At 64.0% G+C, this 12,903-nt stretch carries 14 protein-coding genes and 1 tRNA gene; 9 read left to right on the top strand and 6 right to left on the bottom strand.

All coding sequences use genetic code 11. From position 1 onward, the window contains the following. Nucleotides 1-129 precede the first annotated feature (129 nt). From G8760_RS17330 to G8760_RS31150, 4 genes are all read left to right on the top strand, one after another. Nucleotides 130-642, top strand: coding sequence for a conjugal transfer protein TraF (locus G8760_RS17330; RefSeq protein ID WP_166353480.1), 513 nt, complete (start codon nucleotides 130-132; stop codon nucleotides 640-642). A 197-nt stretch (nucleotides 643-839) separates the two neighbouring features. Continuing rightward, nucleotides 840-1,397 carry a hypothetical protein gene (locus G8760_RS17325; protein ID WP_166353478.1) on the top strand — a complete coding sequence of 186 codons (558 nt, stop codon included), beginning with the start codon at nucleotides 840-842 and terminating at the stop codon, nucleotides 1,395-1,397. A 169-nt stretch (nucleotides 1,398-1,566) separates the two neighbouring features. Beyond that, nucleotides 1,567-2,181 carry a hypothetical protein gene (locus tag G8760_RS17320; RefSeq protein WP_166353476.1) on the top strand — a complete coding sequence of 205 codons (615 nt, stop codon included), beginning with the start codon at nucleotides 1,567-1,569 and terminating at the stop codon, nucleotides 2,179-2,181. 611 nt (nucleotides 2,182-2,792) lie between these two features. Continuing rightward, nucleotides 2,793-3,326 (top strand): MauE/DoxX family redox-associated membrane protein, encoded by a 534-nt coding sequence (locus tag G8760_RS31150; protein WP_425502345.1) that lies wholly within the window; start codon nucleotides 2,793-2,795, stop codon nucleotides 3,324-3,326. A gap of 26 nt (nucleotides 3,327-3,352) precedes the next feature. Here the strand turns inward: G8760_RS31150 and G8760_RS17315 are convergent, their stop codons facing one another. The 6 genes from G8760_RS17315 to G8760_RS17290 all read right to left on the bottom strand — a co-directional run bounded on the left by G8760_RS17315 (nucleotide 3,353) and on the right by G8760_RS17290 (nucleotide 7,355). Then, entirely contained in the window at nucleotides 3,353-3,946 is a 594-nt protein-coding gene (locus G8760_RS17315; RefSeq protein WP_166353474.1) for a hypothetical protein, read from the bottom strand. 756 nt (nucleotides 3,947-4,702) lie between these two features. Beyond that, complete coding sequence (locus G8760_RS17310; RefSeq protein ID WP_166353472.1) at nucleotides 4,703-5,215, bottom strand: hypothetical protein; 513 nt, start codon at nucleotides 5,213-5,215, stop codon at nucleotides 4,703-4,705. 57 nt (nucleotides 5,216-5,272) lie between these two features. Then, the gene (locus tag G8760_RS17305) at nucleotides 5,273-5,455 is read right to left on the bottom strand and encodes a hypothetical protein (RefSeq protein ID WP_166353470.1); all 183 of its coding nucleotides are present in this window, start codon (nucleotides 5,453-5,455) and stop codon (nucleotides 5,273-5,275) included. Beyond that, complete coding sequence (locus G8760_RS17300) at nucleotides 5,452-6,009, bottom strand: hypothetical protein (RefSeq protein ID WP_166353467.1); 558 nt, start codon at nucleotides 6,007-6,009, stop codon at nucleotides 5,452-5,454. The genes G8760_RS17305 and G8760_RS17300 overlap by 4 nt, the downstream gene beginning before the upstream one ends. A gap of 20 nt (nucleotides 6,010-6,029) precedes the next feature. Beyond that, on the bottom strand, nucleotides 6,030-6,533 hold the full coding sequence (locus G8760_RS17295; RefSeq protein ID WP_166353465.1) for a hypothetical protein: 504 nt from the start codon (nucleotides 6,531-6,533) through the stop codon (nucleotides 6,030-6,032). A 6-nt stretch (nucleotides 6,534-6,539) separates the two neighbouring features. Beyond that, complete coding sequence (locus G8760_RS17290) at nucleotides 6,540-7,355, bottom strand: hypothetical protein (RefSeq protein WP_166353462.1); 816 nt, start codon at nucleotides 7,353-7,355, stop codon at nucleotides 6,540-6,542. A gap of 511 nt (nucleotides 7,356-7,866) precedes the next feature. On the opposite strand from G8760_RS17290, the gene G8760_RS17285 reads away from it, so the two are divergent. From G8760_RS17285 to selA, 5 genes are all read left to right on the top strand, one after another. Further along, nucleotides 7,867-8,505 carry a helix-turn-helix transcriptional regulator gene (locus G8760_RS17285; protein ID WP_166353459.1) on the top strand — a complete coding sequence of 213 codons (639 nt, stop codon included), beginning with the start codon at nucleotides 7,867-7,869 and terminating at the stop codon, nucleotides 8,503-8,505. A 165-nt stretch (nucleotides 8,506-8,670) separates the two neighbouring features. Continuing rightward, nucleotides 8,671-8,766, top strand: a tRNA-Sec gene (locus tag G8760_RS17280). A 21-nt stretch (nucleotides 8,767-8,787) separates the two neighbouring features. Continuing rightward, nucleotides 8,788-9,780, top strand: coding sequence for a selenide, water dikinase SelD (gene selD / locus G8760_RS17275; RefSeq protein ID WP_166353457.1), 993 nt, complete (start codon nucleotides 8,788-8,790; stop codon nucleotides 9,778-9,780). A gap of 14 nt (nucleotides 9,781-9,794) precedes the next feature. After that, nucleotides 9,795-11,561, top strand: a complete 1,767-nt coding sequence (gene selB, locus G8760_RS17270; protein ID WP_166353454.1) for a selenocysteine-specific translation elongation factor — start codon at nucleotides 9,795-9,797, stop codon at nucleotides 11,559-11,561. Further along, a complete protein-coding gene (selA, locus tag G8760_RS17265) occupies nucleotides 11,554-12,870 on the top strand; it encodes an L-seryl-tRNA(Sec) selenium transferase (protein ID WP_166353451.1) in 1,317 nt (438 codons plus the stop codon). Before selB ends, selA begins: the two co-directional genes overlap by 8 nt. The last annotated feature ends 33 nt before the right edge of the window (nucleotides 12,871-12,903 follow it).

The following is a 12,903-nucleotide window of genomic DNA, read 5'->3' as shown; positions in this document are numbered from 1 at the left end:
ATGACGGCCAGTTCCTGACTGTGCAGGAATCTGCTACCACACGCGCCTTGTCTCGACCGATGCCCTGTGTTGCGATCGTCAGCAACACTTGGACGCCGAAATGTCGTCCTTGTCCGGAGGGTGTCGTACATGGAAGTTCTGACAGCAGGTCTAGTGCTCGCTTGGATCGTCCTGATATTGCTGGCATTCGCCGTAGCTGGTCTCGTGCGCCAGCTACGTGATCTGCAAAGCGCGCAGGGCGGTGCAATTAGTGGTGCGATGAATGTGTTAGAGCCAGATGGGGGCCTGCCATCGAGCGTACGTCCTGGCGACGTTGCGACACACTCGGTGGTTTTTTTGGCATCTGCATCGTGCCCGCTGTGTACCGAGGTCGCCCCTGCGTTCGCGGCGTTGGCACTTGAGCACGGCACGGACACCCTTAACTTCGTTGTCCTTAGCGTCGACGATCAGGTCGAGATGTTTGACGGTCCTGAGTATGTGGTTGACGCTGGAGCATATCACCTCCTCGATCCTGGCTGGAGTCCGGCGATAATCGCCGTGAACAGGTCGGGGCGAGCGGTAGCTATCAAGCCTGCCGACTCGTTCGAGGCCGCTCGAGTTGCTGTTGAACACGTCAGCGCTCTGGCGCCGCACGGCGTGTGAGTATGGTGCGCCCAGTGGCCAGCGTGCGGCGGGTTGCCGGCCATCCTGAGGTGCCGGTCGCGGCTATCGGGACCTGCGCTGTTGTGGTTGCGGGTTGGTCGTTGTGGGGAACAATGCCGATCATCTTGGCGTGGGTGGTGATCGCCATGTCCGCCGGCTACTCCATCTCTGGATCCGTTTGAAGTTTCAACTCAGCGATGCTGATCTCGTCGGTCTGGCGAGGAAAGTCGTTCTGGTGGTTCACGCTGGGCTTGTTGCTCGGTGGAGTGGCGATCGCAATTGTCGTTCAGGCGGTCGGTGGTCTTCTTGTCGATCCGTTCGCGCCCAGCACTGTTGTGGTGACGGTGCTTATCGTCACCTATTCGATCGCTGCCGGTCACGAACTAGGGATAGTTCGGCTGCCGTTACCGCAGAATGCTCGTCAGGTACCCGAGTCGATAGTTAACGATGGTCCCACTTATGGTGCCTTGCACTTTGGCTTCGAAATGGGTACAGGCGTGCGCACATACATGACGACCAGCCTTCCCCATGCCCTGGCTGCTGGCATTCTTCTTGCTGCTTCGTGGCCAGATGCGCTGGTTGCCGGACTAGCATTCGGCGCCGGCCGATCCTTGATGCCTGCAAGCCGACGAGCCAGGGCAGACGACATGGCATGGGACTCGAACTTGGCACAGGCAGAAAGGAGGATAAAGATCATAGCTCTGGCGAGCACCGCAGTCTGCGTTGTGGCGATTATCAACCGGATGCTCGCCTAAAGTCTCGCTCGTAGGAGAGAAGATGAGTACGTCAGAGAAAGCGAATACCGGGGTAACGTCCTTCACTGCACCGGATGGCAGCGTTGTGACAGTTGAGGCTCCAGACTACCCAGCAGGGCGGCACTGGACCGCCTCCGTCGTAGTCACTCGGCAACGACCATACGCTGGGGTGGCCGAGGGGCCAGGCCGACGCGAGTTGCACGTCACGCCAAAAGGCAACTACGACCTTGTTTTGCGGCATGAGCTCAACGGATACTGGGCGTACACCTTGGAGGCGCAAGGCGGGCATCTCATGATTGGGCACGCGGACTCCGCAGATCAAGGAATCGCTATTTGGCGCGGCAGGTGGCACGAGGTTGCGACGTGGCTCGCAGACCCGAAGATGGCGCCGGAGCTAGCTGCGCGGCGGTTTGAGAACCTGCGATTTACGGATACCGCCGGCGGACTACTGATTGAAAGCACACGACCTGCCGTCGACAAGGTGGAAGTCGCAGACGTTGACACATATGTGCCTGGCGCCGGGTATCTAACGATCATGCCGCCCACGAGTGGAATAGACCTCGTTCCGCGCTGGTCCGGCGCCCCGGTGGCCTCGGGTGAGGTATGGATCGAGGATGAGCCCATCGATGATGACGACAAACTAACTGTCCTGCATGTAAGCGAGACGGCGGTGACAAGGGTTTGTGGTTCTGGCATGGATGGCAACGAAGCGGTCCTTCCATTTGTCGAGAAGATCACGAGAGTCTCTTGGAGTTCGGCTTCAGCGGCATCGGTTGATGGATGAGGGGGTAGTGGCAATGGCATTGTCGATAAACAACATTCCTAATACAAGCGTTCGACCTGAGCGTGCGAAAGTCAGCCATGGTCGGCGGCTACTGGAAAAGCGTTTCATTTCAAGGCGTAGCATTTTTAAGCTCGTTGCCGGCACGGGGATGGTCCTAGGGCTCAGCGCATTAGGCCTTCTCGGTACCGCGAGGAACGCTTCGGCAGCGCTGAGGGGTACGTCGCCGTGGCAATACTGGAGTGCCTGCGGCGACTACACCAGACGGGGCGATGCGTGGAGGGTATGTAACCCTGATAAGGCGAGTGTAAGGTCCAAGCATTGCCGAGCCGAGGTATCTTCGACCAATAAGTGGCGGCATCGTACCGACGACGAGACGTTTCGGGGTGAGTGTCGTTATGTGCGCGACTACAGGCGAGACAATAGGTGCACAGGAAATTCTGGTACAACCATTAATGCCTGGCGCTGGAGGCGCGGGCAACTGGGCGGAGTCAAGCCTGATGTGTCGTGCTCAGACGGGAGGATTTACATGATTCCCGAATCTGGCTGTATCTGGTCCCGCTACTCCTTCAAGAGTACGTGTATATACCCGCTATAGGCAGCATGGCCGGATTATGGGTACGGCAACTGTTGTCTTTTCGGCGTGGGTCATGAGTGCGGCCTTGTTCGTGTTGAGTGCGGGTTCCGGTCATGTCCGCAGATTCGCGGACTTGCGGGCGACAATTGCGAGGCATGCGCTCGTGCCCCAGCGCTGGCGTCGGGTCATGCCGCATGTACTCTTGTTGTCCCAGATAGGGGTTAGTTGCGGTGTCATAACGGCGCTGTTGGCCGGGCGAGGGATCTTAGCTCTGTTTGGCGCACTGCTAGCGGCTATGTTGTGGATCTTCTTGATTTACGAAACGATACTTTATCGGAAGCGCCGTGGCTATTCGTGTGGATGTTTCGGCCGAGATGTTCCAGTTACTAGGGTGTCAATTGGCAGAACAGCGGTCATGGCGATAGTAACTACCGTGGGTGTTCCGGTTATTTCGGTCGCCGAGTTTGTTCCAAGCTCGGCGCAGATGGCCATGATTCTTGCCGCGGGCGTCACAGGCGCTCTAGTGGCTAGAATTTTGCCGGAAGTGACGGTTTCCATGGCCGGAAGATAGGGCCGCGACGCAAAAGACAGGAACAGTTATCTGAATTGACAAGAAACGGCGTAACGGCCCATATAGTGCGGGCCGTATAGGGAGGGCAGGCAAGGGCGGAACGTTCTGAGCCTGGTCTGTCCGGAAACGTGGTGGATCTTGGTCTCGATCTTGAACGCCCGGCGGAGGGCTTGGAGGTTCGACGTGGGTTTGGTCGTTCTTGTGGCTGGCGCGGCCGCGGGTGAAGGTGATCTTGCGTGCGTTGTACCAGCGGGCGAGGTGGTGGTTGATGAACTCCGAGCCGTTGTCGGAGTGGATGCCGGCGATGTGGAATGGGAACCTCGGTTGTACCTGTTCGAGCCCGGCGGCGGCGATCCGTTCGACCTTGGACGCGCGGTGATGGTTTCGGTCCAGCCGGTGGCCACGTCGGTGGCGTCCAGGGTGTAGTAGAAGGCGCCGTTGTTGTCGCCGCCTTCGTGGCCGACCAGATCGATGATCGCGGGATCGACATCATCGAGATGGCCGTGACGGGCCAGGTTGTCCAGTACGTCGCTGATCGCGGAGTGCAGCCGTTTCCCGGTCGGGCCGTCCAGCACCGCCCAACAGCGAGTCAACAGCTCGACCGCTTCGTCGCCGTACATCCGGACGGGGCTGCGCTGCTTTCGTGGCCGCGGGCCGCCACTGGCGCGCTGCGCCACCGCGGTCCGGATCGCCTTACGCGGGTGATCACGATGCCGGCCCGTCACCTCACAGACCGCGTCCACAATCGCCGTCTTCTCCGCGCGAGTGGCCTTCTTCCACCGATCCAACTGAGCCTTCGTGATCTGCTTCCGCGCACCCAACGTGAGCTCCATCCATCACAGATCCCACGCGGGCATCCTCAGATGAGTCAACGCGAGGGGTTGTCGGCGACACCGACAATTGGCGCCGCTGGGCAGAGGAGCTCGGCCAGGCAACCTCATGATGCTGCCGCTGCACGATGTACTCAATGCCTACCCGCGAATCTTCCGGACGCTTCTCGGGGACGCACTGGATGATGACCGGCGGTGACCTGCCTGGCCACGTAGATCAGGGTCGGCGCCCGACCACTCGACGCCATACCAGCCGGAACCCGAGATGTATGGCTGCGCGGCGTTGACCTGGACCTATCAGTCGAGCGGCCCGCACCATCATGGCGATACCGGAAAGGACGACTGGCCCGTCCGGCTCCATGACAACCATGCGGGGATGCCGGCACGGCTGGGCCTCGAGGTGGCCAGCTAGCTCCGCGAACTCACGCTGAAGGTGCGGATCGCGGCACGATCGGGTCACGACCTCCGGTGTTAGCACGACGTTCAGGCGCGCGGCGATCGCGGAGCAAGAGCCACATGCGCCGTCGTAGATTACGATCACCCGGCTCACCATGCGATCAGCCCGGCGGTCAGGGCGGCCATCGTCGAGAAGCAGGTCAACGCCGCCAGCAGCCGTGCATGTGCTGCCCATGCGTCGCCCCACGCGCCGTCGTCGCTGTAGGCGTTGTTGATCACTGGCATGAGTAGGCGGGCAGCGCCGAATCCCACGCCCATAGCCAGAGAGCCAGCAAAGGGGACGACCAAGACGATCGCCAGCAGCGCTAGATGTGGCTGAGCAGACGGCGAATACGTGCGCATCCCGGTACCCATCTCAAAGCCGAATTGCACGGGCCCCCATACCCGGCCACGCTTCTGAACGTCCTCGGGAACCAGCCGACGGTTTTCTGGCACTGGGAGCTTGATCAGCCCCAGTTCGCGCAGGACGACGGAGATCGCCAGTACGCCGAACACGGGCAGCCGAATCCACAGTGGAAGGAACACCTGGACCACCGCCCCGATGACCGCCGCGACGAGGGCAACGAGAACCGCGCCGATTTGTAAACCCAGCCCAAAGCTCAACAGTGGTTTGAGGCCGCGCCAAACTGGCGCGCTCAGCAGAAACGCCGAGTTGTTACTTCAAGTGGAACCGGAGTTGGCGAAACCTGCGGCAAACCCCGCCCACACCAGCGCGGCCACAGCAACCGGCCAACCAGGCTCGCCTGCTATCCCGACGCTGAGTACCGCGATGACGGCCGCGGCGACGAGTACTGGCGCCGTTGCCGCAAGCGGATGCAGCAGCCGCCGAAGACGGTTGATCATGCCTTCCACAGGTAGCAACGCGCGATCGTGAGACGGTACGTATTATTACAGGACCAGCCGTAGTGAGGCTCCCAATAGCAGCTCTGGGTCCGCGCGTCTGAGCAACGGTAGACATTGCCCTGGGTGGTCCACCGCCACGCATTCTTTCCCTTGCACGTCGCCACGCGGTACGAGTAGTGCTTACTTGTCGAGCCTTGCTGCTTCCATCCCTCGAAATGGAACTTGTTGGAGTTACATGGAAACGTGCCGCGCAAACTGCCGCCATAACATGCCCGGTAACCGGACGATGGCCAGTTGTTAGCTTCGGTGGTGTAGCTCATGTAATCGCCACACCGCGGATGGTTCCATGACGACGTCGGACCGGCCGCCGCCGCTTCGCGTCGGGCCAGCGCCCAGTCGAGGGGCACCAGAGTGGCCGCAACCGCTCCGACTGCCAACGCCTTGACCACGGCCCGGCGAGACATAGACGACGTGGACGTTTTGCGTGGACGGATCTTGGTCGGCTCTGCGTCAGTCGGGGCTTGGTCGAACGAGGTGATCTCGGCGATGCGCACGTGGTGCTCCTGACGTTGGCCTAGCGGGTCAGATTGGATGGAGTCAGTTCGGCCAGCATTTCCGGCATGTCGGTGTCGGCGTAGACGAATCGGCGCTCCAGCACGCGGCCGTCGTCACCGACGATGAACAAACATGGGCTGTAGCCTTCGGACAGCGCAGCCCACGCGTCCGGGTCGACAAGCGCTTCCAGCTCCGTGAGGTCGCTTATGGTGTCGGCGGCCTCCGCCGTCGCGAAGAGGGCCACTGTGCGTACCGTGTCGACGGGGTGCTGGGCGCCAGCTTCCGCTAGCGCCCGGCAGATCGGGCACGTGCCGTCGAGCAGGAGAACCCGCGATACTCGGCCGGCGTCGCCCGGCCACAACTGGGCCGGAGCGAGAATCTGCTCGTCGGTCATCGCCACCGCCCCCGGCGCGAGCGCTGTTCGCTCCAGGAGCCTCAGCCTGGCGTATACGGCCACCGCAGTGGCGAGCGCAAGCACCGACACCAGGAGGGAAAGCAGCGCGATCGCCGAAGCTGTCGTCACTTCTACTCAACCAGCCCAGGTGACGCGGACAGTGGACAGAATGTCTTCGGCCCACTCGAGCGAGCGAGCGTTCCTCGCCTCTAGCCCCACAGCTTGGTCGGGGAAGACCACGTCGAACAGTGTGGTGTCATTGGCGAAGGTGTAGCGCCACTGATGCGGCGTCCCCGACAGCCGCTGCGCCTGCTCTTCGTCCAGGTCGAGGGCTTGTTTCCAGACCTCCTCAGCGCCGCGGGAGGTGCCTCGCCAGTGGGGCAGCTGGCCGGGCGCGCCGGCCGCGCTGCGGGCGAAGATCACCATGTTATCGGTCGCTGCGACCACCATCGTGTCGACTTGCTGCAGGTTGGCGCCCTCTACTGGTATGACCGTAGCGCCGTCGGGGGAATCCTTGAACGTGACCATCGACACCACTCGGTTCAGCACCTGCTCACGCGGTGCGGGCCCGGGGAAGCTCGTGCTCGCCTCATTGAACGGACCGGCCCAAAACAAACGACTGTCCGACCTGTCCGCGGCCTCAATCAGCTTGAGGTCGAAGCCGCTGCGGCGGAAGGTCTGTATGTGCGCACCGGGTATCTCGTGCTTGACGACGAACTCGTGCTCGCCGACTGGCGCCAGGTCGATGTGCATGTTGACGTTGTGGCCCATGATTTTGACGCCCCCAGACCACACCACGGCCTGCTCTCGCTCGGGTGTAACGAACGTGACATGAGCGCCGTCCGGCGCGATGCGTACCGTTTCCACCCGGCTTCTCCTTCGCTCGACCCCCTCGAATCTGACCTGCGAGGGATTGATCTTGAAGATCGCATCGCGCGCCGGGCCGTTCAATCGATCGGCTGCTACAGGTCCTGCGAGTGCAGGATCTTGTAGCCAAATAGTTGGCCCCACGGACGTTGTCGCGTTGGTTGAGGCCAGGAGGGTGGCCACGGTCTCCTTGCTTGCCCTCCGAAGGGATACAAAGAGGAACGATCATGGGCTATAGATGACTTCAACGCCTCGTTGACGAAAGGACCACATGAGAGCCGACACTGAACTCTGCGGCCATGCCGCCGCAGAGTTGTTGCCTCGTCAACTGTGTTTACGCTGCGAACAGACCTATCTCGTAGCGTTGCGTCGAGGCGCCGTGCCCCGCGAAGCTGCTGGACGGTGCCTCATCGATCTCGGGCTACTCCGTTCCCCAGACGAGGGGGAACTTATGCGTCCGGTGCATCCAGAGGTGGCCTTCGCCCGGCTCGCCGAACCAGCACAGCGAGAGATTCGTGCAATGTTGCGAGTCCTCGAGCCCCTCATGGACATCCCCTGGCCGGAGTCGCCAGGCGACGACAATAGAACGGCACCGATGAAGACGTTCTCCTCCCTGAAGTCCGCGGCTGAACGCGCCTATGCAGCTGCCAATTCCGAGGTGCGTGTCATGCATCCGGGCGGTCAGGTGGCCGAGCCGACATTCGAGGATTGGCTTCGATGGATCACACTGACTCCCAAGAGCGGCGTCCTCATAAAGATGATCTGCTCTCACAAAATCCGGGCTGACATGGCCGTGCGGCCACACGTCAGCGCACTCGCAGAGGCGGGGGTGGAGATACGCACCACGACCACAGTCGGGCTTCGCCTGATCATCATTGATTCCGTGCGTGCGTACATCAGCAGCCCGGTTGACGAGCATTCGGCGATCGAGATTCACGACCCGACGCTGCTCTCCGCAATGGAGCAGGTTTTCGTCGAGGTATGGGACCGATCTACTCCAGGTGTGTCGCGCGGATCACACGAGGCACCCGCCTCGCAAACCGAACTGGCCATTGCCCGACTGTTGGTTGCGGGATATTTGGATGAGGCAATAGCGCGGCGGATCGGGTTGAGCGTGCGCGCCTGCCGCGCGCACATTGCCAAACTCTCAAAGCGCCTCGGAACCACCAGCCGTGCTCAGCTCGGCTACCAGATCGCAGAGTCAGGAATACTGAATCAGCCCGAGCCGATTTGAACGGGTCATCTGTCCCTCACCGTTACGCGGGCATTTTCGTGAGTCCCGTCGCGGTCTTGATCTTCGTCAGCGGTGCACCCATACTGTGGAGCACACCCAGTTGGGGTCCGGCCCGAATGGGCGGGCGGTTGACGAAGGTCGAGCTCATGCTTGGTCGGCCGTCGGGGAGGCGTATCCGGTCTGGTGGCCGGCGCGGTCTTCAAAACCGTAGAGACCCGAATCTTCGGGTCTGGCGGGTTCGATTCCTGTCCGCCTCCGCCATGTCAACAGAGGAACGCCTGAATGCCGGTAACCCGATTGACCGAACACGCTCGTGGCGGTGGCTGCGCGTGCAAGATTCCGCCCGGATTGCTTGACACTCTCGTGTCGACCCTCCTGCCTGCCCCGGAGCAGCGCGACCCTGATCTCCTGGTGGGGTTGGAGGGTGGCGACGATGCCGCAGTCGTGCGGATCGCCGAGTCGATAGCCGTCGTCGCGACGGCCGACTTCTTCACCCCGGTGGTGGATGACGCGTTCGACTGGGGCCGGATCGCGGGAGCGAATGCGTTGTCCGACGTCTACGCCATGGGCGGCACACCCGTCGTGGCCGTCAATCTTCTCGCCTGGCCCGTCGACGTCCTTCCGGCCGACCTCGCCGCAGAGGTGTTGCGCGGTGGACTCCAGGCGGCCACCGAGGCCGGATGCCATCTCGCCGGCGGGCACAGCATCGACGATGACTCACCGAAGTACGGCATGGCCGTCACCGGCGTCATCGACCCCACACGACTGATGCGGAACAGCGCCGGCAAACCCGGCTTGCCGCTGTCGCTGACCAAACCGCTGGGCTCCGGTGTCCTGAACGCCCGGCACAAACGCACCGGCGAGGTGTTCGCGGAGGCGGTTGAGACCATGGCCGCGTTGAACCGTGAGGCGTCGATCGCCGCGGTCTCGGCGGGCGTAGAGTGCGCAACCGACGTCACCGGGTTCGGTCTGCTCGGGCACCTGCTCAAGCTGGTGCAAGCCAGCGGTGTCTCCGCGATCATCGACTCCTCCGCGGTGCCGTATCTGGAGGGAGCGCGCGAATCTGTGGAGCAGGGCTTCGTGAGCGGCGGAACCCGTCGCAACCTTGATTGGGTTCTGCCGCACGCCGACCTGAGCGGCATCTCGGCCGAGGATCGACTCCTCTTGGCCGATGCCCAGACCTCCGGCGGCTTGCTCGTTGCCGGTGAGGTCCCGGGTGCACCTGTCATCGGGCACCTCGTCGCCTGCGGCGACGCGCCCATCGTCGTGCGCTGAGTCGAGGAACGCAGGTGCACGTCATCGCCACCGCCGGACACGTCGACCACGGCAAATCCACCGTAGTCCGTGAGCTCACCGGCACGGATCCGGATCGATGGGCGGAGGAGAAGGATCGAGGTCTGACGATCGACCTCGGATTCGCCTGGGCGACGCTGCCGTCCGGCACCGAGGTCGCGTTCGTGGACGTCCCGGGCCACGAACGGTTCGTGACCAACATGCTCGCCGGGGTGGGGCCTGTCCCAGCTGTTCTCTTCGTCGTGGCGGCTGACGGCGGGTGGATGCCGCAGTCCGAAGAGCACCTCGCCGCAATCGACGCCCTGGAGATCCGGCACGGCGTGGTGGCCGTCACCCGGTGTGACCTCGCCGACCCCGGCGCCGTCGTCACCGACACGCAGCGGCGGCTCGCCGGCACGTCCCTGGCCGGTGCAGCACTGGTCGAGGTAAGCGCGGCGCGGGGATTGGGCATGGACCGGCTCCGAGGTGAACTCGAGGCGATGGTCAGGACGTTGCCTGCGCCGGCGACCGATGCCCCCGTGCGTTTGTGGATCGACCGATCGTTCGTGATACGAGGCGCCGGAACCGTGGTGACCGGCACGCTGACGCAGGGAACCCTCCGAGTCGGTGACCAGTTGGCCATCAACGGCTCGGGCCCGATCGTTCGAGTGCGGTCGTTGCAGACCCTCAAACGCCAGGTGATGTCGGTCAGTGGGGTGGCGCGGGTTGCGGTGAACCTGCGGCGCGTTCCGCGCGAGGACGTTCGACGCGGTGATGCCTTGGTCGGCGACGGTCCGTGGCGGCCCACCGCCGAGATCGACGTGCGGGCGACGTCACAGCTTCCGGCGCGTGCGCCGGGCCACGCCACGGTGCACTTCGGATCGGCTGCCGTGCCGGCACGGGTGCGCATCCTGGCACCCCACATCGTCCGGCTGACGCTTGGTCGTCCGCTGCCGTTGGCGGAGGGCGACGTCGGCCTGCTTCGACGACCCGACGAACACGCGATCCTCACCGGTCTGCTAGTCCTCGACGCCTGCCCACCCCCGCTCGCCGGTCGTGGGGCGGCGCGGTCCCGGGCAGAGGAAATCGAGGAGCACTCCGCCGGTCGGCGCTGGCGCGCTGAACTGCGGAGACGGCAGTTCATCCATGAGTCGGAGGTTGATCGGCCGCGACTGGATCCGGCTGTCGAGACGATCACGGGTGGCTGGTATGTCGACGCCGACGTTTGGGAGGCATTGCCAGCTCGTCTCGAAGCGGCAGCGTCGGAGTGGCTCCGCCAGCGCCCGCTCGAGGCCGGCGTTCCGGTGCGCGCGGCTTGCCGCATGCTGGACGTCCCCTCTCCTGCCATCGTCGAGGCAGCGGCCCGGCGGACCTCGCTGATCGTGGCGGGCGGGAGAATCGACTCCCCCGGTAGGGTCGCGTTGCCGGACCATGTACTCGACGCGATCAGCACGCTGGCCGTCGGGTGGGCCGACCACCCCTTCCACGCTCCGAAGGCGCGAGAGCTCGACGAGCTCGGTATCGGTACCCATGAGATCGCGGCCGCCGCGCGGGCCGGTCGCCTACTCGTCGTCACTCGCGGCGTCGTACTGCCTCCGGACGCCGAGGACGCCGCCGTTCGGGTCCTGGCGCGGTTGCCGGCGCCGTTCACGTTGTCCGCGGCGAGGCAGGCGCTGGACACGACCAGGCGGGTCGCCGTCCCGCTCCTAGAGCACCTCGACCGGCGACGCCGGACGATCCGGCTTACACCCGAGCTGAGGAAGTTGGCAGACGTCGATGGATGACGTGAATCCACGCAGCGTGCCGCGCACCGACTCCGTACTCGACGACCCTCGGCTCACCGATGCGATCGAGCGTTTGGGCCGGGCTCGGGTCAAAGACGTCGTCCGGAGCGTCTTGCAGGCCGTGCGCACCGGCGAGGTCTCGGCGGAGTGCGTCGTCGCGGCGGTCATCGACGAGCTGCCGGATGCGCCGACGTCGATGCGACCCGTCATCAACGCCACCGGCATCGTGGTCCACACCAACCTGGGACGGGCCCCGCTCTCGCGCGCAGCGTGTGACGCGATGCTTCTCGCCGCTGGGACGACCGATGTGGAGCTGGACCTGGATACCGGGCGACGGGGACCCCGCGGACTGGGCGCCGTAGGCGCTCTGACGCGCGCCGTGCCGGCCGCGGAGGCCGCTCACATCGTCAACAACGGCGCGGCTGCGATCGTGCTGTGCGCAGCGACGTTCGCCGCAGGGCGCGAGATCGTTGTCAGCAGAGGAGAGCTGGTCGAGATCGGTGACCGCTTCCGGATCCCCGAAGTGCTCGAAGCCGCCGGCGCATCGATCCGCGAGGTCGGGACGACCAACCGCACGGCATTGCGCGACTACGAGGCCGCCATCGGTGCCGACACCGCGTTCGTGCTGAAGGTCCATCCGTCGAACTTCGTCGTGTCGGGATTCACCGCGAGCGTTCCGGTCCGGGATCTCGCTGGCCTACCAGTTCCTGTCGTCGTCGACATCGGCTCCGGCCTCCTGCGGCCGCACCCGCTCTTGCCGGACGAGCCAGATGCGTCAAGCACCCTCGATGCTGGTGCCGCGCTCGTGACCGCGAGCGGCGACAAGCTCCTCGGCGGGCCTCAGGCCGGCTTGATCCTCGGCCGGGCGGAGCTGGTCCAAAGCCTTCGCCGGCACCCGCTGGCGCGTGCCCTCCGGGTCGACAAGCTCACCCTCGCGGCGCTGGAGGCAACCATGACCGGGCCGACGCCTCCGGTAGTGGCCGCGCTCCAAGCACCGTACAAGTCGTTGCGTGAACGAGCAGGGCGACTGCACCGCGTGCTGACCGGCAGCGATGTCCCAGCCACCGTCATCGACAGCGAAGCCCGAGTCGGAGGGGGAGGGGCGCCCAACGTCATCCTGCCCAGCGTCGCCATCAGACTTCCCGAGGCGTACGCGGGTGCACTGCGGGCAGCACGAATGCCAGTGCTCGGACGTATCGAGCAGGGCCACTGTGTGTTGGATCTGCGGACCGTACTGCCCGAGGCGGACGGAGATCTCGCCACCGTGGTGATCGAGACATCCCGGAGCGTCGGGCAGCGGCGCTGGTAGATCTCAGCGGGGTCGTGGTGCGCTGAACGCTCG

It is taken from the genome of Phytoactinopolyspora limicola (assembly GCF_011320225.1).
In the GTDB taxonomy this organism is placed as follows: Bacteria; Actinomycetota; Actinomycetes; order Jiangellales; family Jiangellaceae; genus Phytoactinopolyspora; species Phytoactinopolyspora limicola.
This window is presented reverse-complemented; position numbering and strand designations above follow the sequence as displayed.

Bases quoted from the DNA above. Each gene is read 5' to 3' on its own strand.
- selD (WP_166353457.1), top strand. From the start codon at position 8,788: ATGCCGGTAACCCGATTGACCGAACACGCTCGTGGCGGTGGCTGCGCG.
- G8760_RS31150 (WP_425502345.1), top strand. From the start codon at position 2,793: ATGGGTACGGCAACTGTTGTCTTTTCGGCGTGGGTCATGAGTGCGGCC.
- G8760_RS17285 (WP_166353459.1), top strand. From the start codon at position 7,867: ATGAAGACGTTCTCCTCCCTGAAGTCCGCGGCTGAACGCGCCTATGCA.
- selA (WP_166353451.1), top strand. From the start codon at position 11,554: ATGGATGACGTGAATCCACGCAGCGTGCCGCGCACCGACTCCGTACTC.
- G8760_RS17325 (WP_166353478.1), top strand. From the start codon at position 840: ATGCTGATCTCGTCGGTCTGGCGAGGAAAGTCGTTCTGGTGGTTCACG.
- G8760_RS17315 (WP_166353474.1), bottom strand. From the start codon at position 3,946: ATGTACGGCGACGAAGCGGTCGAGCTGTTGACTCGCTGTTGGGCGGTG.
- G8760_RS17305 (WP_166353470.1), bottom strand. From the start codon at position 5,455: ATGATCAACCGTCTTCGGCGGCTGCTGCATCCGCTTGCGGCAACGGCG.
- G8760_RS17330 (WP_166353480.1), top strand. From the start codon at position 130: ATGGAAGTTCTGACAGCAGGTCTAGTGCTCGCTTGGATCGTCCTGATA.